At 71.1% G+C, this 26281-nt stretch carries 21 protein-coding genes and 1 pseudogene; 7 read left to right on the top strand and 15 right to left on the bottom strand.

Going from position 1 to position 26281, the window contains the following annotated elements; all coding sequences use genetic code 11:
* The first annotated feature begins 17 nt into the window (after positions 1 to 17).
* The 4 genes from ACFY29_RS27595 to ACFY29_RS27580 all read left to right on the top strand — a co-directional run bounded on the left by ACFY29_RS27595 (position 18) and on the right by ACFY29_RS27580 (position 4151).
* Positions 18 to 962, top strand: coding sequence for an inositol-3-phosphate synthase (locus tag ACFY29_RS27595; RefSeq protein ID WP_386990901.1), 945 nt, complete (start codon positions 18 to 20; stop codon positions 960 to 962).
* 133 nt (positions 963 to 1095) lie between these two features.
* On the top strand, positions 1096 to 1725 hold the full coding sequence (locus ACFY29_RS27590; protein ID WP_355613291.1) for a TetR/AcrR family transcriptional regulator: 630 nt from the start codon (positions 1096 to 1098) through the stop codon (positions 1723 to 1725).
* A gap of 35 nt (positions 1726 to 1760) precedes the next feature.
* Positions 1761 to 3254, top strand: a complete 1494-nt coding sequence (locus ACFY29_RS27585; protein ID WP_386990898.1) for an MFS transporter — start codon at positions 1761 to 1763, stop codon at positions 3252 to 3254.
* A 105-nt stretch (positions 3255 to 3359) separates the two neighbouring features.
* The gene (locus ACFY29_RS27580) at positions 3360 to 4151 is read left to right on the top strand and encodes a maleylpyruvate isomerase family mycothiol-dependent enzyme (RefSeq protein WP_328417354.1); all 792 of its coding nucleotides are present in this window, start codon (positions 3360 to 3362) and stop codon (positions 4149 to 4151) included.
* Positions 4152 to 4202: 51 nt separating this feature from the next.
* Here the strand turns inward: ACFY29_RS27580 and ACFY29_RS27575 are convergent, their stop codons facing one another.
* Both ACFY29_RS27575 and ACFY29_RS27570 read right to left on the bottom strand, forming a co-directional pair.
* Positions 4203 to 5402: an RtcB family protein gene (locus tag ACFY29_RS27575; protein ID WP_386990896.1), complete on the bottom strand. Its 1200-nt coding sequence runs from the start codon at positions 5400 to 5402 to the stop codon at positions 4203 to 4205.
* A 381-nt stretch (positions 5403 to 5783) separates the two neighbouring features.
* A complete protein-coding gene (locus tag ACFY29_RS27570) occupies positions 5784 to 7784 on the bottom strand; it encodes a GTP-binding protein (protein WP_386990894.1) in 2001 nt (666 codons plus the stop codon).
* A 199-nt stretch (positions 7785 to 7983) separates the two neighbouring features.
* Here ACFY29_RS27570 and ACFY29_RS27565 point away from each other — a divergent pair, with 199 nt between their 5' ends.
* Complete coding sequence (locus ACFY29_RS27565) at positions 7984 to 8943, top strand: YafY family protein (protein WP_328417360.1); 960 nt, start codon at positions 7984 to 7986, stop codon at positions 8941 to 8943.
* Here the strand turns inward: ACFY29_RS27565 and ACFY29_RS27560 are convergent.
* The 9 genes and pseudogenes from ACFY29_RS27560 to ACFY29_RS27520 all read right to left on the bottom strand — a co-directional run bounded on the left by ACFY29_RS27560 (position 8931) and on the right by ACFY29_RS27520 (position 19016).
* Positions 8931 to 9392 carry a hypothetical protein gene (locus ACFY29_RS27560; RefSeq protein WP_386990891.1) on the bottom strand — a complete coding sequence of 154 codons (462 nt, stop codon included), beginning with the start codon at positions 9390 to 9392 and terminating at the stop codon, positions 8931 to 8933. The two genes, ACFY29_RS27565 and ACFY29_RS27560, sit on opposite strands and share 13 nt — an antisense overlap.
* 24 nt (positions 9393 to 9416) lie before the next feature.
* A complete protein-coding gene (locus ACFY29_RS27555) occupies positions 9417 to 10724 on the bottom strand; it encodes an RICIN domain-containing protein (RefSeq protein ID WP_386990889.1) in 1308 nt (435 codons plus the stop codon).
* Positions 10725 to 10935: 211 nt separating this feature from the next.
* On the bottom strand, positions 10936 to 11442 hold the full coding sequence (locus ACFY29_RS27550; protein WP_386990887.1) for a DinB family protein: 507 nt from the start codon (positions 11440 to 11442) through the stop codon (positions 10936 to 10938).
* Positions 11443 to 11492: 50 nt separating this feature from the next.
* Entirely contained in the window at positions 11493 to 12329 is an 837-nt protein-coding gene (locus ACFY29_RS27545; RefSeq protein ID WP_386990885.1) for a M15 family metallopeptidase, read from the bottom strand.
* A gap of 12 nt (positions 12330 to 12341) precedes the next feature.
* Positions 12342 to 13367, bottom strand: a pseudogene (locus tag ACFY29_RS27540) (acetylxylan esterase).
* A 7-nt stretch (positions 13368 to 13374) separates the two neighbouring features.
* Positions 13375 to 15750, bottom strand: coding sequence for a glycoside hydrolase family 3 N-terminal domain-containing protein (locus ACFY29_RS27535; RefSeq protein ID WP_386990883.1), 2376 nt, complete (start codon positions 15748 to 15750; stop codon positions 13375 to 13377).
* Between the two features lie 97 nt (positions 15751 to 15847).
* Complete coding sequence (locus ACFY29_RS27530; protein ID WP_386990882.1) at positions 15848 to 16711, bottom strand: carbohydrate ABC transporter permease; 864 nt, start codon at positions 16709 to 16711, stop codon at positions 15848 to 15850.
* A gap of 2 nt (positions 16712 to 16713) precedes the next feature.
* Complete coding sequence (locus ACFY29_RS27525; protein WP_386990880.1) at positions 16714 to 17712, bottom strand: carbohydrate ABC transporter permease; 999 nt, start codon at positions 17710 to 17712, stop codon at positions 16714 to 16716.
* Complete coding sequence (locus ACFY29_RS27520) at positions 17709 to 19016, bottom strand: ABC transporter substrate-binding protein (RefSeq protein ID WP_386990878.1); 1308 nt, start codon at positions 19014 to 19016, stop codon at positions 17709 to 17711. Before ACFY29_RS27520 ends, ACFY29_RS27525 begins: the two co-directional genes overlap by 4 nt.
* A 137-nt stretch (positions 19017 to 19153) precedes the next feature.
* On the opposite strand from ACFY29_RS27520, the gene ACFY29_RS27515 reads away from it, so the two are divergent.
* Together ACFY29_RS27515 and ACFY29_RS27510 are read left to right on the top strand one after the other, a co-directional pair.
* A complete protein-coding gene (locus ACFY29_RS27515) occupies positions 19154 to 20209 on the top strand; it encodes a LacI family DNA-binding transcriptional regulator (RefSeq protein ID WP_328417376.1) in 1056 nt (351 codons plus the stop codon).
* Between the two features lie 222 nt (positions 20210 to 20431).
* Positions 20432 to 21469, top strand: a complete 1038-nt coding sequence (locus tag ACFY29_RS27510; RefSeq protein WP_386990876.1) for a LacI family DNA-binding transcriptional regulator — start codon at positions 20432 to 20434, stop codon at positions 21467 to 21469.
* Between the two features lie 301 nt (positions 21470 to 21770).
* Here ACFY29_RS27510 and ACFY29_RS27505 read toward each other — a convergent pair whose 3' ends face one another.
* The 4 genes from ACFY29_RS27505 to pgsB are packed head-to-tail and all read right to left on the bottom strand — an operon-like array spanning position 21771 to position 25822.
* Complete coding sequence (locus ACFY29_RS27505) at positions 21771 to 22934, bottom strand: CapA family protein (RefSeq protein WP_386991542.1); 1164 nt, start codon at positions 22932 to 22934, stop codon at positions 21771 to 21773.
* 22 nt (positions 22935 to 22956) lie between these two features.
* Complete coding sequence (locus tag ACFY29_RS27500; protein WP_386990874.1) at positions 22957 to 23973, bottom strand: NlpC/P60 family protein; 1017 nt, start codon at positions 23971 to 23973, stop codon at positions 22957 to 22959.
* A 35-nt stretch (positions 23974 to 24008) separates the two neighbouring features.
* Entirely contained in the window at positions 24009 to 24473 is a 465-nt protein-coding gene (locus ACFY29_RS27495; protein ID WP_386990872.1) for a poly-gamma-glutamate biosynthesis protein PgsC/CapC, read from the bottom strand.
* 20 nt (positions 24474 to 24493) lie between these two features.
* On the bottom strand, positions 24494 to 25822 hold the full coding sequence (gene pgsB / locus ACFY29_RS27490; protein WP_386990870.1) for a poly-gamma-glutamate synthase PgsB: 1329 nt from the start codon (positions 25820 to 25822) through the stop codon (positions 24494 to 24496).
* Positions 25823 to 26281 lie beyond the last annotated feature (459 nt).

The raw sequence follows: 26281 nt of genomic DNA, 5'->3' as shown, positions 1-26281 counted from the left end.
GAAGTACCGTCGCGTTCATGATCGAACGGGTGAGGGTCGCGGTGGCGGGTGTTGGTAACAACACGTCAGCGTTGGTGCAGGGGATTTCCTTCTATCGACAGACCGGCAGTCTGGTTGGTATCCGCCGGCCGGTCATCGATGGCCTCGGCGTGGACGACATCGACTTCGTCGCCGCTTTCGCCATGTCCGAGGGCAAGGTTGGCAAAGATCTGACCGAGGCGATCTTCCTGCCACCGAACAACTTTCCCCGTCTCGCGGCCGACCTGCCGCCGTCGGGTGTCCCGGTGACCAGGGGCCTGGTCGACGCCAGCGAGGTCGATCGTGTGGCGGCGGCGTTGACCGGCGCTGAGGTGCTGCTGTACTCGGCACCCAGCGGCCGCCCGGATACGGCCAGGGCCTACGCCGAGGCCGCCTGCCGGGCAGGCGTCGCCTTCATCAACACCACATCTGACGCGATCGGCCGCGATCCACTCTGGATCGATCGTTTCGAGGCGGCGGGTCTGCCGTTGCTCGGTGACGATCTGGCCAGCCAGTTCGGCACGTCGGTGGTGCACAACGCGCTGCTGCGGTTGCTGGAGGAGCGGGGTCTCACCCTGGCCAGTTCCTATCAGGTCAACCTGGGCGGTACCGAGGACTTCCGCAACCTGGCCGAGAACTCCAACACCAAGAAGCAGTCCAAGCTCAACGCCCTGTCGGCGGCGAACAAGGTGGAGATGGCCCCATTCGGGTATCTTTCGCAGCTGAAGTCGGAGAAGGTGGCACACCTCAGCATTGAGGCGCAGGGGTGGGGTGAGACTGCGGTGAGCCTTGACGTGAAGCTGAAGGTGCACGACCCGAGTGGCGCTGCCGGCGTCAACATCGATCTGATTCGCATCGCGGCGAGCGCACTCCGCGATGGGCGTGGTGGTTATGCCGCCGAGGCGTCGCCTCTGCTCAAGTCCCCGCCGGGCACGGCGATCTGACCGGGACACCTGCCGGACACCGGGCGGAAACGTAATCGTTTCGTCAGCCCGGTGCGACGCAGCTCATAAAACGCTGCACGATCACCCAACCGCGAACTAGGGTCAGTACGACATCGTTTCGCGGGGGGTCGGAATGCTTGGCGGTCAGCAGGTGGGCGCGGGCGCCGGGGTGCCGGCTGCCCGGGGCGCCCGATGCTCCGACAGCGACCTGTTCGCCGTGGTCATCGAGGTGCTGCGCCAGGTCGGCTTCGACCGGTTGACCATCGACGCCGTCGCCGCCCGCGCCCACGTCAGCAAGGCCACCATCTACCGGCGCTGGGACGGCAAGACCGAACTGGTCGTCGCCGCCCTGCGCCACCGGCAGGTGGGCGTACACAACCCGCCCGACACCGGCTCACTGCGCGGCGACCTGATCGAGTTGCTGCGCGCCACGGCCGCTGTCTGCGCGGCCGACTGCGACCTGATGCAGGCGTTGGCCTTCGCCATGCGGACCAATCCCGAGCTGGAACGCCTGGTGCGCCACCAGGTGCTGCCGGCCGGGCGGGTGGCCAGCACGGCCATCCTGGTCCGTGCCGCCGCCCGGGGCGAAATCCCGCCCGAGGCCGGTGAACGGGAGCTGTTCCACGAGCTGGCGCCCGCGCTCTCCATGTCCCGCATCGTCGCGTCCGGCCTACCCGCCGATGACGCGTTCCTCACCCAGGTCGTCGACCAGGTGCTGATTCCGGTGCTCCGCTACCAGCCCGACCGCCCGTCTCAGGCCTGATCCACACCAGCAACACGCACACGGAAGGCTTCACCATGCCCGGAACTACCTCGACCGCCCCCGGTGCGCCCGGCACCGGGACGTCGACAGGCGCGCCGCACCCGAAGCGCTGGATCGCGCTGGCGGTCATCGCGATCTCGCAGCTGATGGTGGTCCTGGACGCCACCATCGTGAACATCGCGCTCCCGCAGGCCCAGGCCGACCTCGGCATCAGCGACGCGAACCGGCAGTGGGTGGTCACGGCCTACACGCTGGCGTTCGGCGGCCTGCTGCTGCTCGGCGGCCGGATCGCCGACTACTGGGGCCGCAAGCGGACCTTCCTGGTCGGCATGACCGGCTTCGCGCTGGCCTCCGCGCTGGGCGGTCTGGCCACCACCGGCGGGATGCTCTTCGCCGCCCGTGCGTTGCAGGGCGCCTTCGGCGCGCTGCTCGCCCCGGCCGCGCTGGCTCTGCTCACCGTCCTGTTCACCGAGGCCACGGAGCGCGCCAAGGCGTTCGCGGTGTACGGCGCGATCGCCGGCGGTGGGTCCGCGGTCGGCCTGCTGCTCGGCGGGGTGCTCACCGAGTACGCCGACTGGCGCTGGTGCCTGCTGGTCAACATCCCGGTCGCCGCGGTCGCCATCGCCTTCGCCCTCCCTCTGGTGCCGGAGAGCCGGGCGCACGGCAACACCCGCTACGACGTGCCCGGCGCGGTCGTCGTCACCGCCGGCCTGGTCTCCCTGGTGTACGGCTTCACCAAGGCCGCCGAGGACGGCTGGGACGCCGCCGCGACGCTCGGTTTCATCGCGGCCGGTGTGGCGCTGCTCGCCGCCTTCGTGGTGATCGAACTGCGCTCCAACCACCCGCTGCTGCCGATGCGGATCATCCTGGACCGCAACCGGGGCGGTGCGTACCTCGCCTCGACGCTGATCGGTGCCGGCCTGTTCGGCGCGTTCCTCTTCCTGACCTTCTACTTCCAGGTGGTGCTCCAGTACAAGCCGCTGGAGGCGGGGCTCGCCTCGCTGCCGGTCACCGCCGGCGTGCTGATCGCGGCGGGTGGGGCCAGCCAGTTGATGCCACGGGTGGGTGCCAAGCCGCTGATGGTCGGCGGTGCCGTGCTCGCCGCCGCGGCCATGCTGCTGCTGACCCAGATCGACGTGGACACCTCGTTCCTCACCCACCTGCTGCCCGCCCAGGTCATCCTCGGCATGGGCCTCGGGTTCACGTTCGTGCCGCTGTCCAGCCTCGCCCTGGTCGGGGTGCCGGAGCACGACGCCGGCGCGGCCAGCGCGACGCTCAACGCCACCCAGCAGATCGGCGGCTCGCTGGGCACCGCGCTGCTGAACACCATGTACACCAGCGCGGTCGCCGCGTACCTGGTCGGCCGGGCACCGAACCCGGTCAACCAGATCGAGGCGCTGGTACACGGCTACAGCGTGGCGTTCGCCTGGGGCGCGGCGCTGATCGTGCTCGCCGGACTGGCCACCCTGATCCTGGTCAAGGTGCGCAAGGAGGACGTCCCGACCGGTACCACCGTGCACATGGGCTGAGCCGACCGCCGCCGCCGGCCGGCCCGCTCCGACCCGGAGTGGGACCGGCCGGCGGCGGCGTCCGGTAGCGTCCCGACCATCACCGAAAATCCGTTGAGGAGACAAATGTCCACGGCTGCCGACCAGATCATCAACGCTCTGCGCGCGGGCCACGAGGAGCTCGCCACGCTCGTCCGGGACCTCAAGGAAGACGACCTGCTGCTGCCGTCGGGAGCCAGCGAGTGGCAGGTGTCCCAGGTGCTCAGCCACCTGGGCAGCGGCGCGGAGATCAACCTCGCGACGCTGACCGCGGCTCGCACCGGCGCACCCGGCCCGGACGGCGACTTCAACCGCGGCGTCTGGCAGCGCTGGGACGCGATGGCCCCGGCCGAACACGCCGCCGGGTTCCTCGCCGCCAACGAACGCCTCGTCGGGGCGTACGAGGCGCTGGACGCCGAGAGCCGTGCCTCGCTGCGGATCGACCTCGGCTTCCTGCCGGACCCGGTCGACGTCGCCACCGCGGGCCGGTTCCGGCTCAGCGAGTTCGCCCTGCACCAGTGGGACGTCGAGGTGGCGTTCAACCCGTTCGCGGCGGTGACGCCGGAGGCGGTGCCGCTGCTGCTCGACCAGGTCGGCGGCATGCTGGCGTGGACCAGCCGGCCACAGGAGCTGGCCGGCCGGGAGGCCACGCTGCTGGTACGACTGCAGGAGCCCGAGCAGACGTACGGGCTGCGGCTGGGCGAGCGGATCGAGCTGACCGACGCGCCGCGGCAGCCGGACGGCGAGCTGACCGCCCCGGCCGAGGCGTGGCTGCGGTTGGCCACCGGGCGGCTGGGTTCCCAGCACACCCCGGACGGGGTGCGGGTGGCCGGCCCGGTGAGCCTGGACGACCTGCGCCGGGTCTTCGCCGGCTTCTGAGGAGTTGCCGCGCGGGCCGGTCATCCCGGCCCGCGCGGCCCGTCGGCACGGTCAGCCCTTCACGCAGACCACCTGCTTGAGGTGCGCCACCACCTGCACCAGGTCCTCCTGCTGGGCCATCACCTCGGTGATGTCCTTGTACGCGCCGGGGATCTCGTCGACCACCCCGGCGTCCTTCCGGCACTCCACGCCAGCGGTCTGCGCGGCCAGATCCGTGGTGCTGAAGGTGCGCTTGGCCTGCGCCCGTGACATCCGCCGCCCGGCCCCGTGCGAGGCCGAGCAGTACGCGTCCGGGTTCCCCCGACCCCGCACGATGTACGACCCGGTGCCCATCGACCCGGGGATGATGCCCAGGTCGCCCCGGCCGGCCCGGATCGCGCCCTTGCGGGTGACCAGCACGTCCACGCCGTCGTAGCTCTCCTCCGAGACGTAGTTGTGGTGACATGAGATGGGCTCGTCGTAACCGACCTGCGGGAAGTGCTCGCGCACCACGCCGCAGAGCAGGGCCAGCATGACCGCCCGGTTACGCCGCGCGTACTCCTGCGCCCACCACAGGTCGCGCCGGTAGGCGTCCATCTCCGGCGTACCGGTGAGGAACACCGCAAGGTCCCGGTCGGGCAGGTCGACGTTGTGCGGCAGCCGTCGCGCCACCCCGATGTGCCGCTCGGCCAGCTCCTTGCCGATGTTGCGCGATCCGGAGTGCAGCATCAGCCACACCCGTCCCTCGTCGGCACCACCCTGCTCCAGGCAGACCTCGATGAAGTGGTTACCCCCGCCGAGGGTGCCGAGCTGCCGCTGGGCCCGGGTCTCAAGCTGCGCCACCCGCCGGTCCAGCCCGGCGAACCGGCCCCAGAAGTCGTCCCAGCCGGCCTGCTCCAGACCACGCACCCGGCGCGGGTCGACCGCCTTGTCCCGCTGGGCGAAGCCGACCGGGATGGTGGCCTCGATCGCGGAGCGCAGCCCGGCCAGGTCGTCCGGCAGGTCGGCGGCGGTCAGCGAGGTGCGGACCGCCGACATGCCGCAGCCGATGTCCACGCCGACGGCGGCCGGCGAGACGGCCTGCCGCATGGCGATGACCGAGCCGACCGTCGCGCCCTTGCCGAAGTGCACGTCCGGCATCACCGCGACGCCCTGCACCCAGGGCAGCGCGCCGATGTTGCGCAGCTGCCGGGCGGCCTGCGGCTCGATGGCGTACGGGTCGGTCCAGACCCGGACCGGTGCCCGGGTGCCGGCGAGGGGGGTGAATCCCATGGCGGTCTCCTTGTGTCGTGCCGGCACCAGCATCGCGCGGGGTGACCGGAAATGATTGCGCGCCAGACGGCCGGGCGCGGAAGCTCGTCGGATATGAAAAGGCCGCCCGACCCTCAGTGGGTGGGCGGCGGCGTCTGACGCGCTGGCGTCAGGGGTGACGCCGCCCCAACTGCCGGCCCTGACCGGGCTGGCCGAGACACCGGTACCGCACGCCCGAGGGCAACCCGGCACCGGCACCTGGCGTGCGCCAGGTGGCTTTGGTGCGGTTGCGCTGCGACACGGCGTACTCCCCGGGTTCTGATCGGTTGACCTTGCGCCGATGACGCTAGGCGGGCCGGGACCGGTCCGCAATGGATATTGCGGCAGGCCCGGCCGCGCCCGCTACCGGCCGCCGACGACCCGGCGGGCGACCGCCAGCAGGTACTCCTTGCGGTCCAGCGGGTTGTGATCCCAGCGGGGCCGGGTGGGAGCCGGGCCGCGCACCGGCCGGTACCGGTCGAACGCGGTCTCCAACACGCCCTCGCCCCGGGTCAGCGCCGGAAGCCGGCGCTCCAGCGCGTGTACCCGGCCCGCCGGGATCTCCCCCTCCACCAGGTACGACGTGCCCTGGCCGGTGGTGTTGGTCGGCACCGCGTCCAGCCGGGCCAGCGCGGGAAGCAGGGTGCCGAGGATGTCGCCCGGCGCCTCCAGCCGGAATCGGTGCACCGGCTCGTGGACCCGGGTGCCGGCCCGGGTGAGCGCGGCCATCAACACCAGCGGGGTGAGGTTGCGGAAGTCCCCCGCCGTGCTGGACATGCTCTTGTCGAAGGTGCCGTGGGAGTGGCTCTGCCGGGCCCAGTAGCCGGCGTGGGTCATCGTCACCTCGCAGTCGGGGACCTGCCAGCCGTGCGGCCCCTGACGCAGCGTCCGGTGCACGGTCTCCTCGACGGCGGCGAAGAAGGCCGGCGGCATCGATCCCAGCTCGACGCCGAGCCGGAAGCTCACCCCGGCCCCGGCCGGTGCGGGGGCCACCCGCAACCCGACGGTGGCCAGGAACGGGTTGGGCGCCACAGCGATCACCTCGACCGCCGCGCCGACGCCGCACACCCGCTCCACGTGCACCGTGCTGCTCTCCCGGAAGGTCACCGCCACTCCGAAGTCGTCGGCCAGGGTGGCCTGGATGACCTCCTTCTGCACCTCGCCGTAGAGCGAGAGGGTCATCTCGTGCTGCCGGTCGTCCTGCCGCAGGTTGATCAGTGGATCCTGCTCGGCGAGCTGGCTCAGCGCGGCGTGCGCCGCGACCCGGTCGGCGGGCCGGGCCGGGACCACGACGGTCTCCAGAGTCGGCGGCGCGAAGTGCCGGTCCCCGTCGGCGCGCTCGTGGGGTGCGCCGACCGGGTCGCCGATCCGCGCTTCGGTCAGGCCCCACAGCCGGGCGATGTGGCCCGCGCCGACCGACGCCGCCGCGACGTCGGCGCCGTCGGCGACGACGCGTACGGCGGTGACCAAGGCCGCACCGGCCGCACCGACGCGGATCCGATCACGCACCCGGATCGTGCCGGCGAAGAGCCGGACCAGGGCGATCTTCTCCCCCGCCGGGCCGCGCTCGATGGCGAAGACGGTGCCGGAGACCGGGGCGTCGGCGTCGCCCCGAACCGTGGGCAACAGCTCGGTGATGCCGGCGATCAGCGCATCCACCCCGGCGCCGGTGATCGCCGAGCCGGCAAACACCGGATGGACCAGCGCCCGGCCGGTCCAGACCGCCAGCGCCCGGCCCAGCCGGGGGTACGGCAGTGCCGAGGTGTCCGCCACCCAGTCGGCGAGCAGCGCGTCGTCCTGCCCGGCGAGCAGGTCGAGCAGCCGGTCGGTGAACCTGTCGTCGGCCGGGCCGTACGGCGTGCAGTGGGCGTCCCGGGTGCCGGGCGCCGCCACCGAAGCCATCGCCACCACGGACGGGGTCAGCCTCTCCGCGACGGCCCGCAGCACCCGATCGGGGTCGGCCCCGGCCCGGTCGACCTTGTTCACGAAGATCAGCGTCGGGATGCGCAGCCGGCGCAGGGTGCGCATCAGCACACGGGTCTGCGGCTGGACCCCCTCCACCGCGGAGATCACCAGTACCGCGCCGTCGAGCACGCCGAGCACCCGTTCGACCTCGGCGATGAAGTCCGGGTGCCCGGGAGTGTCGATCAGGTTGACGGTCACGTCGTCCACCACGAAGGAGACGACGGCGGAGCGGATGGTGATGCCGCGTTGTCGTTCCAACGCCAGGGAGTCGGTGCGGGTGCTGCCCGCGTCGACGCTGCCGATCTCGTCGAGCACACCGACGTCGTGCAGCAGTCGCTCGGTCAGGCTGGTCTTACCGGCATCGACGTGCGCCAGGATGCCGAGGTTGAGGGTTTTCACGCAGCGTCATGTCCTTCGGGTCGGTGACAGGTCCCTTCTGGTCGGACATCGACGCAGCGCGCATTACTACTCCCTGAAGGTTGGTGGCGGTTTCGGGTAGTTCAGCAGGCGGTCGCGGCGCCCGGCAACCGATTAACCGCGCTCCTGCGCGCGACATTGCGGAACATGGGCTTCCGCAATAACTGGCAGACTCGCGGACATGGTGGAGACCTCCGTGCGGCTGCTGCGCCTGCTCGCCCTGTTGCAGGGCCACCGCGACTGGTCGGGCACGGAGTTGGCCGACCGGCTGGCGGTCAGCACCCGCACCGTACGCACCGACGTCGAACGACTGCGGGTGCTCGGCTACCGGATCGAGTCACGCCCCGGGGTCGCTGGCGGCTACCGCCTCGGCGCCGGGTCCGCCCTGCCGCCGCTGCTGCTCGACGACGACGAGGCGGTGGCGGTGGCCGTCGGCCTGCGGGCGGCCGCGTCCGGCTCGGTGCGCGGTATCGAGGAGACCTCGCTGCGCGCGCTGGCCAAGCTGGAGCAGGCGCTGCCGTCGCGGTTGCGGCACCGGGTGGACGCCCTGCGCGCGGCGACGGTCTCCGCCGCCGCCGGCGGCCCGACCGTGGACGCCGAGACGCTCACCGCCGTCTCCACGGCCGTGCACCGCCAGGAGCGGCTGCGCTTCGACTACGCCGGGCACGACGGCACGGCCACCGTCCGGGACGTCGAGCCGTACCGGCTGGTCTACACCGGGCGACGCTGGTACCTGCTGGGCTGGGACACCGACCGGGCCGACTGGCGGACCTTCCGCGCCGACCGGATCCAGCCCCGGGTGCCGGGCGGTCCGCGCTTCACGCCCCGGGAGCCGCCGGGTGGCGACGCGGTCGCGCACGTGCTGCGCGGCGTCGGTTCCACGGCGTGGCCGCACCCGGCGCGGGTACGCCTGCACGCGCCGGCCGATCGGATGGCGCAGCGGATCCCCAGCACGGCGGGCCTGCTGGAGGCGATCGACGAGCACAGTTGCCTGCTGCACACCGGCGGGGAGTCGTTGAGCAACCTGGCCGCCTTCCTCGGCACCCTTGAGGTGGACCTCGACGTGCTCGACCCACCGGAGCTGCGCGACGTGCTGCGCGGCGTGGCCGCCCGGCTCGGCCGCGCCGCTCAGGTGTCGTAGCAGCCGTCCCAGGGCGGGTCGAAACCGAGGTCGTCGGGGACGAACTCGGCGTGGTCCTCGCCGTCGTAGTCCGCGGTTCCGTCGACCAGCCCGAAGACGTGCCCGTCGACCTCGACCTGGAAGAGCTTGATGGCGATGTCGTCGAAGACCCGGCCGGGCAGCGCGTCGAGCCACTCGACGAGCCGGGCCTCGGCCCGGTCGACGGAGGCCTGCTCGTCCTCGCTGGTGCCGGCGAACCAGATGTCCGAGTCGGTGTGCGCGCCGTCAGGGTCGAACCGGTGCAGCACGGCGTACCACCGCTTGTGGCGGAACCAGTCGTCCTCGGCGCCGCTGCCGTCCTCCAGGGTGGCCGTGACGGAGCCGAAGAACTGACCCTTGTCGTACCGACCGATGAAGCGGGTGCGGTAGTCGGGCTCGTACGCGATCGGTACGCGGTCGGGAATCGCCATGGCGGGCACGTTACTGCGCCGGGTCTATGGCTGCGGCACCAGCCGGAAGGACTGCGCGGCGGTGCCGTTGCAGGCGTACTGGATGAGCTGGACACTGTCCGCGGTGGACGCGCCCGGCACGTCGAGGCACTTGCCGCTGTTGCGGTTGACCAGGCGGTAGTAGCCGCCACCCTCCGACTCCGCCCGCCACTGCTGGTTGTTGCCACCGCTGTAGGACCAGAGCTGGATGGGTGCCGAGTCGGCGGTCGACACGTTGGTCACGTCGAGCACCTGAGCGCTGTTGTTGCGGTTGTTGACCCGCAGGTAACCGCCGCTGGTCGGCGCGAACTGGTACTGCTGGGCGGTGCTGTTGTTGCAGGCGTACTGCTGGATGGCGGTGCCGTTGGTGCTGGCGGCGGCCCGCGCGTCCACGCACTTGCCGCTGGCCCGGTTGACCACGGTGTGCCAGGCCGTCGGCGAGATGGGGCCGGTCGGCGTGGGCGTCGGGGTGGGCCCGGTGCCGGCACCGGCGAGCCAGTGCAGACCGTCGATCAGCAGCCGGTTCTGTGGCTCACTGTCGAAGGTGGACGACAGCCCGGTGTTGGTGTTGTAGTCCATGGCGTTGTGGCCGAAGTTGGCGTAGAGCATCTTGTACCGCTTGTTGCTCCACACCAGCGGGTAGTAGCCGCTGTACCAGGACTGGTTGGGGTCGGTGCCGACCGGAAAGCTGGACGGGTCGATCGAGGCGAGGATGTCGATGTCCGGGTTCTGCCGCAGGTCGTTGCTCCAGGAGTACCACTCGCTGATCGACGACGGGAAGGTCGCGGGGAGCTGCCGGGTGGCCGGGTGGGTGCGGTTGTCGGCGCGCAGGGTGACCCGGGTGGGTCCCCACGTGTTCGACTGGAACGCGCCGGTGCCGAGGAAGGTGTTGTAGTACCAGCTCCAGCTCGACGGGTTGGTGTTGAACGCGGTGACGTGGAAGCCCAGCCACGCGCCGCCGTTCTGCATGTACTGCTGGAACGCGGCACGTTGCGCGGTGGGTGGCGCGTCGTCCAGGAACATGATGACCTTGTACTGCGCCAGGTTGGCGGTGTTCAGCAGGCCCCAGTTGGTGGTCGCCTCCCAGGAGAAGCCGTACTGGGCGGAAGCCTGCGGGAACCAGGCCCGGGCATCCCGGACGAAGTCGATGTGCGCGGCGTCCCAGGTGCCGTTGTAGAAGGCCAGGACCTTGAACGTCGGAGCGGCCTGCGCGGTACGCGAGGCGTTGACGGCGAGGCCGACGCTGAGCGCGACGACGAAGGCGACCAGCAGCGAGATGATCCGCCTGGTACGGGAGGAGAGTTCTGCGATCACCTGATCGTCCCTTCGGTGGTGGCCTGGGGACGCGCGCCGACGCGTCGACGTGAACCATCTGTATACAAGGTTTACAGATCGATGAAAGGTTATGCGTTCCGCTGCTCGACGTCAAACACCCCTGCGACTGTTGGTAGGCGTCGTTGGCCTGGTGTTGTTGCCATTCGCGGTGAATGCCGCGAATGACAGCCCGCGCGCCGTGGACGGGGAGTCAGACGCCGACGGTGCCGTCGATGCCCTCGCGCAGGAAGTCGGCGTGCCCGTTGTGCCGGGCGTACTCGTGGATCAGGTGCAGTATCACCAGCCGCAGCGACACGTCCTCGCCGGAGCGGGCGTTGTGGCCGGTCACGTCGAGCGACGGCGCGGCCCGCTCGATGCGGCGGGCGTGCTCGACCTCGCGCTGCCAGGCGTCGAACGCCTCGGCGCGGGTGGCGGAGCTGGCGTCGTACGCCTGCTGGTAGTCGCCGGTCGCCGACCAGACCAGCCCGACGTCCTCGCCGTCGATCACCCGCCGGAACCAGGCGCGTTCCACCTCGGCCAGGTGCCGGACCAGGCCGAGCAGGGACAGCGAGGAGGGCGGCATCGACTGCCGGCGCAGTTCCTCGTCGGAGAGGCCGTCGCACTTCAGGGCCAGCGTCGCGCGGTGGAAGTCGAGGAAGGCGCGCAGCGTCTCCCGCTCCCCACCGGTCACCGGGGGGCCGATCCGTTCGGTGGTCACGGCGTCGATCATGCCGGACGGCGTCGGCGGCGTCGGTGCCGGCCGGGTTGTCAGCCGACCGAGGAGCGGGCCACCGGCGCGGCGAAGTAGGTGTCCGGGTACGGCTCGTCGCGGAAGCTGTAGTGCCACCACTCGCGGTCGTAGTTCACGAACCCGCCGTCGGTCATCAACCGCTGCAACAGCCGCCGGTTGTCCCGGGCCGTGCCGGTGATCCCGGGGTCGGCCGTGTGCGCCCGGGTGTCGAAGCAGTCGAAGCCGGTGCCCATGTCGATGCTGTTGTCGGCGAAGCGCTGCCCGCGCGGCGCGGTACAGGCCACCAGCGGCTGACCCGACGCGTACGGGGGCTGGCTGGCGGCCGGCTCGTCGACCAGGGTCAGGTCAAGGGTGCTGCCCCTGCTGTGCGCCGTGGGCGCCCCGATGTAACCGTCGGCGAAGAGTCGGCTCTTCGCCACGTCCGGATAGAACTCGGCTTTCGTCTGTTGCTCGCCGGGGCGCTTCGCCCAGGCGACGAAGTCGTCCACCGCCGGCTGCGGGCGGTAGCAGTCGTACACCTTGAGGCTGTGCCCGCCGGCCAGCGCGGCATCCTGCACCCGGCGCAGCGCCTCGGCCGCCTGCCGGGTGAGCAGACACAGCGGCTCATGGTAGGCGGTGATCGGCCGGCCGACGAAGTTGTGCGCGGTGGCGTACCGGATGTCGGCGTGGATGCGCGGGTCGAGGTCGGTCAGCACCACGAACCCCGGCAGGCGGGCCGTGGCGGACGGGCCAGGGCTCACCGACGTCGACCCCGCACCCGTCGGCGCCGGGCGGGGCTCCGGCCGCGAGCAGCCGCCGAGCAGCACGACCAGCGCGAGCACGGCGCCGCCGCCCACTCGCCCTGACCTGCGCACCCGTCCTGTCTATCAGCCCGACCGGAGCTCCGCGCCGGATCGACGTCCGACCGCCGGCCGAATCGGCTCGGCGCCCTCGGCCAGGTGCTCGCCGAGGAAGCGCAGCGCCGCCTCGTCGTCGTCGATCCCGCCGGCCTCGTGGCCGTTGTACCGCCACACCGACAGCTCGGTCGGCCCGGCGTGGGCGTTGACGGCCGCGTAGACCGTCGACGGGGGCACGATGTCGTCCATCAACGCCACCGAGTACCGCGTCGGGCGGCGGCAGCGCCGGGCGAAGTTCACCCCGTCGACGTACGCCAGGGTGGCCAGCACCCGCTCCTCGGCGTCCCGGTGGATCGCCAGGTAGTCCCGGATCTCCCGGTACGGGCGGGCGTCGGTGGCGACGATCGCGCGCGGGATGTCGCAGAGGAACGGCACGAGGGCGACCACCGCCCGTACGCCGGGTGCCAGTGCGCCGGCCGCGAGCGCCAGCCCGCCGCCCTGGCTGTGACCGAGCACCGCCACCCGGGTCGGATCGACCACCGGCAGGGTCCGGACGGCGTCCACCGCCCGGACCGCATCGGTGATCAGTCGGCGGTAGTACTAGGTGCGCGGGTCGGCGATACCCCGGGTGGTCACCCCGGGCGCCTCCGGGCCGGCGGCACCGGGATCCGGGGTGGCTCCCCGGCTCCAGCCCGAACCCTGCCCCCGGGTGTCCATCTGCAGGTGCACGAACCCGGCCGCCGCCCAGAGCAGGTTCTCCAGCGGGTGCCCATGACCGCCGCCGTAGCCGGCGTACTGGACCACGGTCGGCAGCGCCATGCCGGCTCCGTGGGGCACCCGCAGCCAGCCCCGCACGGGTTGGCCGGCGAAGCCCGGGAACGTCACGTCGAACACGTCGATGCTGACCAGCCCGGTCGTCACCGGCTCGACCCGGACCGGCCAGCGGGCGTCCCGGGCCTCCGCCAGGGTGCCGGCCCAGAACTGGTCGAAGTCCGCCGGTTCCCGGACCGCGCTGCGGTAGCCGTGCAGCTGCTCCTCGGGCAGGTCGGTGTACACGTCGCGCTCAGTCGGTCGGGTGGGCCGTGAACACGGGGTGCATCCGCCGGGTGTGGTCCACCTGCCGTACCGGCCCGGTCAGCTCGACGGTCGCCACCAGCCGCGGTTGCGTGCTGGACGAGGCGAGCCGCAACTCCAGCTCCCCCGGCTCGACCACCCGCCGCCCGTCCCGCCCGGTGAACGAGAGCAGGTCGGCCGGCACGGTCACCTCGATCCGGCGACTGGCGCCGGCCTCCAGCGGCACCCGTAGGTAGCCGATCAACCGCTGCACCGGCTGCACCACCGAGGCCACCGGATCGTGCGCGTAGAGCTGCACCACCTCACTGCCCCACCGGGTGCCGCTGTTACGCAGCGTGAAGGCCAGCAGCAGCTCCCCGTCGGTCTCCGCCGTCGCCTGTTCGACCGTCAGCTCCGACCAGTCGAATCGGGTGTAGCTGAGCCCGTGCCCGAAGCCGTACGCGGGCGTGGGGTCGATGTTGGAGACGTCGCTGGCCTGGCCCAGCCGGGCGGCGAGGTAGGTGGTCGGCTGGCCACCCGGGCTGCGCGGCACACTGACCGGCAGCCGACCCTGCGGCTCGACCCGCCCGCTGAGCAGACCGGCGATCACCGACGGCCCCTCCTCGCCCGGGAAGAACGACTGCACGATGGCCGCCGCCTCGTCGACCGCCCGGCCCAGCGCGTACGGCCGGCCGGCGATCAGCGTGACCACCACCGGGACGCCGACCTCCAGCAGCGCGTCCAGCAGCTGCTGCTGCACCCCGGGCAGGGCCAGCGACTCCGCGTCGCAGCCCTCACCGCTGGTGCCCCGGCCGAACAACCCGGCCCGGTCACCCAGGGCCGCGATGACGACGTCCGCGCCCCGGGCCGCCTCGACCGCCGGGGCGAACCCACCGGTCTCCGGGCCGTCGACGCTCGCGCCGGGCACGACCACGACCTCGCTTCCTGGAAACTCGGCGCGCAGCGCCTGCACGAGGGTGGGCAGCTCGATCCCGAGCGGCAGCTCCGGGTGGTGGGATCCGACGTGGACCGGGAACGAGTAGCAGCCCAGCACCGCCGTCGGGTTCTCGGCCTGCGGGCCGACCACCGCGATCCGCGCCGGCCTGGCCAGCGGCAGGACGCCGTCGTTGCGCAGCAGGACGACGGCCTGTTCGGCCACCTCGCGGGCGAGTTCCCGGTTGGCGGGTGGGTCCAGGTCGATGGTGCCCCGCACCGCCTCCGGGTCGGTGAGGTCGACGCCGGCGAGCGCCACCGGCACCGGGTCCCACCCGTCGTCGAGGAGCCCGAGCTGGGCCTTCTGCAGCAGCACCCGCCGCACCGCCCGGTCGATCAGCGCCTCGGCCACCTGCCCGGCGGCGAGGGCCTCATGCAGCGGCTCACCGAAGGTCTTCACGGTGGGCAACTCCACGTCCACCCCGGCGGCGAGTGCCACCCCGGCCGCCTCGCCCCAGCTTCCGGCGACCCCGTGCAAGGTGCGCAGGAAGGCGATGCCGAAGTAGTCGGCCACCACCGTGCCGGTGAACCCCCAGGTCTCCCGGAGCAGGCCCGTGAGCAGTTCCTCGTCGGCCGCCGACGGCATCCCGTCGGTGTCGGTGTAGGCGTGCATCACCGACCGCGCGCCGCTCTCCCGCACCGCCATCTCGAACGGCGGCAGCATCACGTCCGCCCGCTCCCGCGGGCCCATGCCGACCGGTGCCAGGTTGCGCCCGGCGCGAGAGGCGGAGTAACCGACGAAGTGCTTGAGCGTGGCCACCACACCCGTCGACTCCAACCCCTGGATGTACGCGGTGGCGAGCGTCCCCACCAGGTACGGGTCCTCGCCCATGGTCTCCTCGACCCGTCCCCAACGGGCGTCGCGGACCACGTCGAGCACCGGTGCCAGTCCCTGGTGCACGCCGAGGCGGCGCAGGTCCGCGCCGATCAGGCCGGCCATCCGCCGGATCAGTGCCGGGTCGAAGGTGGCGCCCCAGGACAACGGCACCGGGTACGCGGTCGCGCCCCAGGTGGCGAAGCCGGCCAGGCACTCCTCGTGGGCGAGGGCCGGGATGCCGAAACGGTTCGCGGCGGTGATCCGCTGCTGGGTCCGCAGCAGGGAGAGCGCGCCGAGCGCCGGGTCGACCGGAGCGGTGCCGAACGGCCGGGTCAGCTGCCCGAGCCCGGTGTGCAGCAGCTCGTCGAGGTCGACCGGCTCCTCCATTTCGTGCTGGTGGGGCGCGACCTCACCGCCGTCGGCGGAGGCGCCCACCCAGACGCCGTACAGCTGGGCGATCTTCTCCGGCAGGGTCATCGCGGCGACGAGGGCGTCGACGCGGGTGGGCGGGTCGTAGGAGGGATCGTTCCAGATGGTGGTGCTCGGTTCGGTGTCCACGGTCACGTTGTCGGTCACTTTCCTCCGACGCCCATCGGCCCCCGTAGGAGGGACCGCTGGGCGAACAGGTAGACGGTTTTGCGGTGTTTCGCGTCTCTGCGCGTACCGGTGCTGCTCAGCCCTTCACCGCACCCTGCAGGCCACCGACGATCTGCTTCTCGGCGAAGGTGAAGAAGAGAAGTGCCGGCAGCATCGCCAGCGAGGTGAACGCGAGGATTCCCGCGGTGTCGGAGGTGTACTGGCTGGAGAAGTTCTGCACGCCCAGCGGCAGGGTGTGCAGATCGGCGTCGCCGAGCACGAGCAGCGGCAGGAGGAAGGCGTTCCAGCTCGCCACGAACGCGAGGACCCCGACGGTGACCAGCGCGGGCCGGGACAGCGGCAGCATGACCCGCCAGAGGAAACCGAGCCGGCCGGCGCCGTCGATCGCCGCGGCGTCCTCCAACTCGCGGGGTACGGCGGCCAGGAACGGACGCAGGATCACGATCGTGAGCGGCAGCGAGAAGGCGACCTGCGGGAGGATCACCGCATAGTAGGAGTTGATCAGGTTGAGGTCACGCAGCATCAGGTAGAGCGGCAGGATCGCCGCCCCGGCCGGGAAGAGCAGACCGAGGGTGAAGAAGGTGTAGAGCGTCTCCCGACCGCGGAAGCTGTAGCGGGCGAGCACGAACGCGGCGCAGACGCCGAGCAGCACGACGGCGAGCGTCGTGCCCAGGGCGATCACCGCGCTGTTGAGCGCCTGCTGCCAGAAGTCGACCCGCGTCAAGACCCTGGCGTAGTTGTCCCACACCCACGGGTCGGGCAGCCCGGCCGGGTCCGCGATGATCTGCGGGGTGGTTCGGAAGCCGCCGACGATCACGTAGACCACCGGGGCGATGGAGACGGCGGCGATCGCGAGGGCCAGCCCGTAGGTCAGCGGACTGCCCCACGAGAACGGACGGCGGTGCGGCGACGAGGGGGACGTCAGCGCGTTCTCGACCACGGTCAGTTCCTCCTTCCGGTGACGGCGCCCGCGATGTCGCGACGGAGGAGAAAGCGCTGGAACAGCAGCGCCGCGATGAAGGAGATGACGAACAGGATCACGGCCACCGCGTTGCCGTAGCCCCAGAGCCGGGCGAAGAAGCCGTTGTCCACCATGTACGTCGCCATGGTGGCCGAGGCGCCGAGCGACCGGACCGCGGGCACCGAGGTCACCCAGATCACGTCGAAGACCTGCAACGAGCCGATCATCGACAGGAACATCCAGATCCGGATCGTCGGGCCCAGCAGCGGGAGCGTGACGTGGCGCTGGGTCTGCCACCAGCTCGCGCCGTCGATCGCGGCGGCCTCGGTCAGCTCGGGCGGTACGTTCGACAGTCCGGCGAGCAGGAGAATGATCGCGAAGCCGACGTACTTCCAGGTGAGGACAATCAGCAGCGTCCAGATGACGATGTCGAGGTCGGCGAGCCACGCCTGCACCAGGCTGCCCAGGCCGATCTGCCGCAGCAGCACGTCGATGGTCCCGCCGCCGGTGAGGATCAACTTCCACATGATGCCGACGGTGACTTCGGCGAGGACGTACGGCACGAACACCAGGAGCCGGAACACGGTGCGGCCGCGGAAGCGACGGTTGAGCAGCAGGGCCACGGCCAGGGCGATGGGGCCCTGGAGCAGCAGCGACCCGAACACGATGATGGCGTTGTTGCGAAGAGCGTCGAGGAAGATCGGGTCCTGGAAGGCGAGGATGTAGTTGTTGAATCCGACGAACTCGGTGGGCGGCCCGACTCCGCGCCAGCGGAAGAGGCTGTAGTAGACCGCGAAGCCCATCGGCACCAGCACGAACATCACGTAGACGGCGACCGCCGGCGTGGTGAGCCCGATGATCTCGTACCACTTGCGTCTGGTCTCGGCAGCGCGGGACGACGGGCGTCGGGCGGCCGGGGGGCCCGCCGGCGGCACGGACGCGCCGCCGGCGGGGCTCAGGGTCGGGTTGGTGGAGGTCACTTCTTCGCGGCCGCCTTCATCGCCTCGACGACCTTCTCCGGGGTGCCGTTGCCCGCGAAAATGGCGATGACCGCGTCGTTCATCGCGTTGCCGACGGTGCTGCCGAAGGCCGTGTCCAGCCAGAGCTGCACATACGTCGCACCCGACGTGGCCTCCAGGATGGACTTCAGGGCGGGGTCGGCCACGCCGGCCTCCGCACCCTTGGCTACGGGCAGGCCGGTGCCGGTCCCGGCGAAGCCCTTCTGCACCTCGGGGCTCACGATGTACTTGAGGAACTCGACGCACTCGGCCGGGGCGTTCTTGGCGCAGGCGAACCCGTCGCCGCCGCCGAGGGCCGCCTTCGGGTCACCGGCGGAGCCGGCGATCGCCGGCACGGGGAACCAGCCGAGGAACTTCGTGAGCGCTTCGGGATCCTCGGCGACGGTCTCCAGGGTGCCCCTGTTCCAGTCGCCCATCAGCTCCATCGCGGCCTTGCCGTTGGCGACCAGCCCGTTGGCGCTGGTCGGGTCGTTCTGGCCCGGCGTCGCAATGAAGTTCGGCTGGAACGGGTTGGTGCCGATGAAGGTCTTCAGGTCCTGGCCCGCCTTGACGAAGCACGGGTCGTCGAAGACCAGGTCGACGGACGCCTTCTTGAGCGTGTCGACCGAGCAGGCACGCAGCGCGAAGTTGTACCACCAGTGCGCGGCGGGCCACTTGTCACCGGCCCCCAGCGCGATCGGGATGACGTTGATGGCCTTGAGCTTCGTGACCGCCTGGTTGAGCTCCTCGAAAGTGGTCGGAGGAGCGGTGATGCCCGCTTTCGCGAACATGTCCTTGTTGTACCAGATGCCCTCAATCCCCATCCGGTACGGCAGGCCGTACTGCTTGCCGTTCACCTGCCAGATCTCGGTCGCGCTGCCTATGTTGGCGACCTCGTCCTTGACCTGATCGGTGAGGTCCTTGAGGTAGTCGGCCTCCACCTGCTCACGCATCTCGCCGCCGCCCCACGCCTGGAAGATGTCCGGCGGGTCGCTGGACAGCAGCGCGGCGGGGAGCCGGGTGCGCTGGAGTTGGTTGGTCTCGATCGCCTCGATCTGGACCGTGACGGTCGGGTGCAGTGCGGAGAAGTCCTTCGCGACCTTCTCCCAGTAGGTCTTGCCAGGCCCGTCCTGGGAGGCGTTGTGCCACCAGGTCAGGGTCACCGGGTTCTTGTAGAGCTCGTTCTCGGCGGGTGCCTCGCTGTCGCTGCCGTTACACCCGGCGACGAGCAGTGCGGTCGTCATCAACAGCGCCAGGGTGGCGCCCGCGCGGTGCTTCATCGCCATCGACACGTCTCCTCGACTAGCAGTGGCGGTACTTAGGTGCGGCGAGTTTTACAGTCACGTAACGGGGTGTCAACCGTTGTCGATAACGTTTTCTACCCCTCGCGACGAGTCCCAGGTGGCCCACTATCATCGTCGGCGTGACCTTCCCTGAGCGTGTCAAGATGTCGGACGTGGCCCGTACGGCCGGCGTCTCGGTGGCGACCGTGTCGAAGGTCGTCAACGGTCGCTACGGCGTGGCGCAGGCGACCGTGGAGCGCGTCCGGGAGGTCATCCACCAGCTCGGTTACGAGGCCAGCCTGGGAGCGCAGAGCCTGCGCAGCCACCGGACGAACGTCCTGGGCATCCTGGTCGCCGAGTTCGAGCCGTTCTCGACCGAGCTGCTCAAGGGCGCGTCGAAGGAGGTCGCCGGCACCGGCTACCAACTGCTGGCCTACTCCGGCGGCGACGGCGACGGCACGGCCGTCGGCTGGGAGCGGCGCTCGCTGGCCCGCCTGTCCGGGACGCTCATCGACGGGGCGGTGATCGTCACGCCGACGGTGGTCGAGACCAAACAGGGCTTCCATGTCGTGGCCGTCGACCCCCACACCGGCCCGTCGGGGCTGCCCACCGTCGACTCGGACAACTTCGCCGGCGCGGTGCTCGCGACCAACTACCTGCTGTCGCTCGGCCACCGCCGCATCGGCCACATCAGCGGTCGCCCCGACCTCGAGTCGGCGCGCCTTCGCGAGGCCGGCTTCCGCCGAGCCATGGCCGACGCGGGCGTCGCGGTCGACGAACGACTCGTCCGCGTCGGCGGTTTCCGGGTCGAGAGCGCCGCCGCCACGGCCGCGGAACTGCTGGCACTGCCCGACCGGCCGACCGCCGTCTTCGCCAGCAACGACCTCTCCGCGATCTCCACGATGGACGTCGCCCGGACCATGGGCCTCACGGTGCCCGACGACCTGTCCGTGATCGGCTTCGACAACATCCCTGAGTCGGCGCTGGTCACCCCGCAGCTCACCACGATCTCGCAACCCCTGCAGCGCATGGGCGCCGTGGCGATGCGGCTGCTCATCGACCTCGTCGGCGGCGTCGAACGCGACCCGCACGTCCGGCTGCCGACCGAACTCGTCGTCCGGTCTTCCTGCGGCCCGTACACGCCCTCCCCCGGGCCCGATCGGCCGCCGTCGGCAGCCGGTGCGGCGAGCGACTGAGCGGCGAGGTCACGGGTGCTAGGCCGGGCCCGGCGACGCGCCGGCCCGTGCCGATCAGCCGGACTTCCGGGAATTCTCCGCAACTTCCCGAACACCGGCGGCGATGCGCCCTGTCGCCAGCCCTCGGTCCGTGCGGCAAGATGACCGATGGGACGGACACGCTGCTCCGGGGCATCCCGGTGCCGGCGTCCGGCCCGCCCCCGAAAGATCAAAGGAGACGCGGTGGACGCGGACGACGGACGCAGGGTGACCATCACCGCGATCGCACGGGAGGCCGGAGTGTCGGTGCCGACCGTGTCCCGGGTGCTCAACGGTCGGTCCGATGTGGCACCCGACACCCGGGAACGGGTCGAGGAGCTGCTGCGCCACCACGGCTACCGGCGCCGCAACAGCCGCAGCGTCCGCCGCGCCGGTCTCGTCGACCTGGTCTTCAACGACCTGGACAGCCCCTGGGCCGTGGAGATCATTCGCGGAGTGGAGGACGTCGGGCACGGCGCCGGCGTCGGCACCGTGGTCTCCGCGATCCACCGGCAGCCCACCGCGGCCCGGCAGTGGTTGCAGAATCTGCGTACCCGGGCCACCGACGGCGTCATCTTCGTGACCTCGCACCTGAGCCCGCCGCTGCACGCGCAGCTGCGCCGCCTCAACGTGCCGGTGGTGGTCGTCGACCCGGCCGGCGTGCCGGCCATGGACGTGCCGACGATCGGTGCCACCAACTGGTCCGGCGGACTCGCCGCGACCGAGCACCTGCTCTCGATCGGGCACCGGCGGATCGGGTTCGTCGCCGGGCCCACGCACCTGTTGTGCAGCCGGGCTCGGCTCGACGGTTACCGGGCCGGCTTGGAGGCGGCCGGGGTGCCGGTCGACGACGCCCTGGTCTGCCCGGGCGACTTTTACCACGCCTCCGGGTTCGCCGCCGGCACGGCGCTGCTCGACCTCGCCGATCCGCCGACGGCCATCTTCGCGGCCAGCGACCAGATGGCCTTCGGCGTCTACGAGGCCATCCGGCAACGGGGCCTGCTGGTTCCGGGCGACGTCAGCGTGGTCGGCTTCGACGACCTGCCCGAGGCGCGGTGGGCCTCACCGCCACTGACCACTGTGCGGCAACCGCTGGTCGAGATGGGTCGGCTGGCCGCGCGGACCGTCCTGCGGCTCGCCCAGGGCGAGGCCATCGATTCACCCCGTGTGGAACTCGCCACCGAACTGGTGGTCCGCGACAGCACGGCCGCGCCGCCGACCGGGTCGTCGCGGGCGTCGTGACGGCCCGAACCGTATCCGACGGGCGGCCCAGCCGCTTCCGGTCCAGGCCCGAGAATTCCGGAAATCCGGCCTTAACCCATCTACGGTCACGGCCGGAAACGCTCCCACGGGACGAACGGGTGTCCGGCGACCGGCATCCGTCGGCGGCCGGGGAGGTGGGTGCGGGCCGACCCAGCCGCGCGGACAGCTCGCCCAGCGCGGCTGGGCCCGTCCGGCGCTCAGCTCACGGTGAGCAGCAGAGGCCCGGGCGGCGACGGACGCCTCCGGCAGGGTGTACCGCCAACGTCCTCGAGGTACCCGGTCAACGCGTCACCTGGAGCCCGGCGTCGATCGCGCCGCGGCCGTTGAGGTAACCCGTGATCCGATCCTGGGCCGCGGTGTAGATGGCCCGACGGCGGTCGACGGCGGGCATCCGCTCAAGAGCGCGGGCGAGGTCGAGGACGCGAATGGTCGGCCGGAGAGAGAGCCAGATGGGGATGGCCTCGGCGCGGGTGACGACCCACCGCCGGTTGGGCTGCTCGGTGAAGGTGAACTTGGCGAGGACTCCCTCGCGGTTCGCGTCGTTGGGAAAGTCGTGGCGAGCGAGGGTGTTGCCGACGCCGTAGGCGATCCACTTGTCGCCGACCCGCTCGAAGGGCTGTACGACGTGGCTGTGGTGGCCGATGATCAGGTCGATGTTCGGGTCGGCGATGAGTTGTCTGGCCCAGAACAGCTGTTCGCCGTCGGGCGTGTGAACCTTCTCGGTGCCCCAGTGCGCGGAGAGCACGATGATCTGGGCGCCGGCCTTGCGGGTGGTGGCGGCGGCGGCGCGGATCGCGGCAACGTCGATCCGGTTGGCCAGCCACGCCTTGCCGGCTGGCGGTTTCAGGCCGTTGAAGTGCATGGCCCAGGACAGGTGGCCGATCTTGACGCCATTGACGTGGTAGATCGTCGGGGTGCTGGCCTCGGCCGCGCTGCGGAACGTGCCGGTGTGGCGCAGACCGGCCGCGTCGAGCGCGTCGAGGTTGTCGTACACGCCCTGCTCTCCTTGATCGAGAGCGTGGTTGCTGGCGGTCGAGCAGGTGTCGTAACCGGCGATCCTGACCGAGGCGGCGAGGTCGGTCGGCGCGTTGAAGCGCGGAAAGTCCTCGGGTGCGCCAGGCCCCATCGGCGCCTCCAGGTGGCAGATGGACAGGTCCGCCGACTCGACCGCTGGACGGATCGAGGCGAACATCGGATCGAAGTCGTAGCCGGCGCGGCCGGCCGCCTCGGCGTTCGCCCGAGCCTGCTGCCAGGTGGGTGGATGCACCAGGATGTCCCCGGACCCGAGGATGCTGACGTGGCGTGGTCCGTCCACTGCCGGTCGTGCGGTAGCCGCCGCGGGCCGCGGCGACAGGCGCTCGCGAATGACGTCACCACGCAGTGCCCACACGCCGGCCGGGGCGACGACCAGCGCGATGGCGAGCACCGCGCGGATGGGGGACATGCGCACAGTTGGGGCTCCCTTCCTACAGGCGGATGACGCGGCGCAGCCGATCACCGAAGTAGCCGGAGTCGATGACGCCGGCGCCGCGCACGTCCCCGAAGGTGGGCCCGTCGGCGGTGCCGCGAGACGATACGAACCGCATACCTCCGTCCGCGTCGTCCCCGATGTAGATCCCAGAGTGTGTGACCAGTGCCGGATCGTCGTGCAGGGCGAAGAAGACGAGGTCACCGGGTTGCGCGGCGGACAGGTCGGCCGGTGGGCGGCTGGGGTTGCGGCCGGCAGCGATCACCACCGAGCGAGCGTGTGCCGCCATGCTCGCCGCGGTCCGTGGCAGGCCGTCGACGGTTGTGCTGGCGGTCTGGTTGAGCAGCGGGATTCCGAACCGGTAGCCGTAGACCAGCCTGATGTAGCCGGAGCAGTCCAGGTCGCGGTCCCACCGGGCCGACGGTCTGACCGTGCCGGTGTCCGGAAAGGTCCAGGGGATCTCCAGGTAGTCGTAGAAGTCCGCTCCGTCGCGTTCGTCGCGGCTGTGTACGTACCCGAAGTCGGCGTCGCCGGCGTACCGCACCCCTTGCTCGTCGCGGAGGTCGGGCGCGCCGGGCAGGTACTGCATCGCTGCGGCGAGCACGTCCGTGGGGTCGCCGCGATCAAGCTCGGTGATCAGCCAGCGGGCCAGGGCCTCCGGGATCTGCGGACCGGGCTGCCACGCCCGCGGGGCGATTCGCACGTACGCCGTCGATTCGACCACCGCGGTGGTGGTCGACGGCTCGTCGAACCGGCGGGGTGCGCCAGCGAACACGGTCGTTCGCGCGCCGACGGTCAGGGTCGCCACGACGGCCTGATCGGCCCTCCGGCGGACCTGGGTGCGGGCCGGGTCGGCGAGATCGACCAGCTCGTACTCCTGAGCCAGGCGCTCCGCCGCAGGGTTGCCGACCGGACGGGCGCCTGGCCTGGTGGCGTGCGGCGACGGGCCCGGGCCGTCCGGGGTGGACCCGGCAGAGTCGACGGCCGCACAGGCCACGACGACGACGGCCGCCACGCAAGCCGTGGATGCCAACCCGCGACGGACCAGCTTCACAGAGAGATCACCGCAAGGGCCACCGCGCCGGTGCCGCAGGTGACGACGGCGGTGGCGGCGAGGGTCTGCAGGGCACGTGGCCGTACGAGCTGGAAGCTCATCAGCCCGGGCACCAGGAAGGACAGCGTGTCGCCGCCGAACAGGAACGGGTAGCGCACGTGCAGTGCCAGGAACGCGCCGAGCGACAGGCAGGACGAGACGAGGACCGTCACCGCGAAGAGCCGCTTGCCGTACAGGATCGTGATGCGCTGCAGGACCTTCATCAGCCCAACGGTCACGATCGTGACGCTGGCGATGGGGATGAGGCTGCCGAGGTCTTCGAGGGCGGCCAACGCGATGCAACCGGGCACCATCAGGCCGGCCGGCGCCACATTGGTGATCAGGTAGCCGACAAGTCCGAACAGCAGTCCGGCGGCGACGATGACGGCGCTGAGCTCGGACGACAGGTCGAATGGTGCCATGAGTGACGACTCCTGTTCGGTCAACGGAGGGCGGGACCCCGGCCGGCGGCGGGCACGACCGCGCGGTGCGCTACCGGCAGGGCCGCGGTGTCGGCCCGGTAGAGAGCCTCGAGCGTGGCGGTCAGCCCGTCGCGCGGGGATGCCGCGGTTGCGGCCACGGTGACCTGGCGCAGGGCCGCGAGCAGTTCCTCGCCGCGGCCATGAATGTTGCCGATCATGAGTAGCGAGGTTCCGATGCCGTCGGGAGAGATCGTGTCGACGATCGCGTCGCGTAGTTGCGGGCCGGTGCGGTGCTCCCCGCCGAGATCGACGACCCGGGCGCGCCACGCGTGGGGCACCTGGTGCAGAGCGCTGCGAGTCGGCGAGCCGATCAGGAATATCCGGTGCGGGTTGAGCCGCGGGATGATGGTGCCCATCTGGCCGTTGCGTTCGAGTCGGTCCGGACGGCAATTGATCACCGCAGCGACGCGGTCTCCGATCAGCCATCGCTGGCGCAGCAGGTTGACATTCATCAGCGTCGACGCGGGATCGTTGGCGGCGAACAGGTTGACCGCGGTGAACCGCCGTCCACGATGCGCACACGAGTCGACGCGTAGGGCGCCGGGGTCGGGGCGCGCGCGGTACATGCCAGCCAGGGCGGTCGCCCGATCGACTCCGCACAGCCGCGCGACCGCCAGAGCGACCGCGACGTTCTCCTTGAACGTGATCCATGGGAACGGGGCCATGTCCGCGTCGCTGACGGTGTCCGGGTCGACCGCGATCAGCCTGCACCCCCGACGGACGGCCTCCTTCCGCAGGATGTGCAGCCGGTCCCGTTCGGCGGTGATCACTACGCCGCGACGCGGCATCGACCGGCTCAGCGACCGCGCGACGTCGTCGAGGGTCGGGCCCATCTCGTCGAGGTGGTCCTCCCGCACGTTGGTGATCACCACGATGCCGGCCTCGATCAGCTGCTCCTGGTTGACCTGCTGCAGTTCCGGCTGAACCGCCATGCACTCGGCGACGAGGCTGTCGGCGCCGGCGTGTACCGCCCGCCGCACCACGTCCACCTGCTCGATCACGTTGACCGCACCACGGCGACGGATCTGTACCTCCCGCCCGCTGGGGTAGATGAACCTCGCCGCCGTGCCGGTCGTCTTGGCCACCACGATGCGTCGAGGGTCCCCGCGCAGCGCGCCAGCGGTCAGCCGGGTCACTGACGACTTGCCCCGAATGCCGTTCACCACGATCCGGGTCGGTATCCGCGCCAACTGCCGCCGGTGCCGGGCCTGCTCCACCACCAGGTGGGCCAGCAGGACGAGCAGCGCGAGCCCGAGCCCGCCCAGCGAGACGGCGAGCTGAGTCCTCACCGCGATCGACGCCAGCGACCATCGGCCACCCGGCCTTCCGCAGGTGACGCGAACAGCAAGCCCCCCAGAGCGGTCACGTACCGTCCGGTCCGCACCGTGACCGCGCCGCGTTCCATCCGAGCTGCCTCCTCCGGGGTCGACCACGACCGTCAAGATCTGCATTCGGCAGGATCCGATGCAGCGGCAGGTCCTGTGCCCGGATCTGCCCTTTCAGGCAACGACGGCGCGGCGCGCAGGTTGCTGTCTGACCGCTCCGTCAGTCAAATGACTGTCCCGTCAGTCACCTGACTGCGACGCCAATCAGCAGATTTGGGCGGATCTCGGCGGTTCGGGCAATGTCGGCCAGGGACCTTTGCTAGCTTCGTGAAGCCTTGTCGGGGTTACGGCACTTGCGGGTATTTGTTCGCATTTGCCGTGCTCATCGCTCCGCCGGATCTGTCGGTGCCGTCTTCTGGCAAA

The organism is Micromonospora sp. NPDC000668 (genome assembly GCF_042897975.1).
GTDB lineage: Bacteria > Actinomycetota > Actinomycetes > Mycobacteriales > Micromonosporaceae > Micromonospora.
Note: the sequence above shows the minus strand (reverse complement) of the source record. Positions and strands in the feature narration are given on the sequence as shown.

Coding starts and splice junctions, on each gene's coding strand:
- ACFY29_RS27595 (WP_386990901.1), top strand. CDS start 18: ATGATCGAACGGGTGAGGGTCGCGGTGGCGGGTGTTGGTAACAACACG.
- ACFY29_RS27590 (WP_355613291.1), top strand. CDS start 1,096: ATGCTTGGCGGTCAGCAGGTGGGCGCGGGCGCCGGGGTGCCGGCTGCC.
- ACFY29_RS27585 (WP_386990898.1), top strand. CDS start 1,761: ATGCCCGGAACTACCTCGACCGCCCCCGGTGCGCCCGGCACCGGGACG.
- ACFY29_RS27580 (WP_328417354.1), top strand. CDS start 3,360: ATGTCCACGGCTGCCGACCAGATCATCAACGCTCTGCGCGCGGGCCAC.
- ACFY29_RS27575 (WP_386990896.1), bottom strand. CDS start 5,402: ATGGGATTCACCCCCCTCGCCGGCACCCGGGCACCGGTCCGGGTCTGG.
- ACFY29_RS27565 (WP_328417360.1), top strand. CDS start 7,984: ATGGTGGAGACCTCCGTGCGGCTGCTGCGCCTGCTCGCCCTGTTGCAG.
- ACFY29_RS27560 (WP_386990891.1), bottom strand. CDS start 9,392: ATGGCGATTCCCGACCGCGTACCGATCGCGTACGAGCCCGACTACCGC.
- ACFY29_RS27520 (WP_386990878.1), bottom strand. CDS start 19,016: ATGGCGATGAAGCACCGCGCGGGCGCCACCCTGGCGCTGTTGATGACG.
- ACFY29_RS27505 (WP_386991542.1), bottom strand. CDS start 22,934: ATGTCCCCCATCCGCGCGGTGCTCGCCATCGCGCTGGTCGTCGCCCCG.
- ACFY29_RS27495 (WP_386990872.1), bottom strand. CDS start 24,473: ATGGCACCATTCGACCTGTCGTCCGAGCTCAGCGCCGTCATCGTCGCC.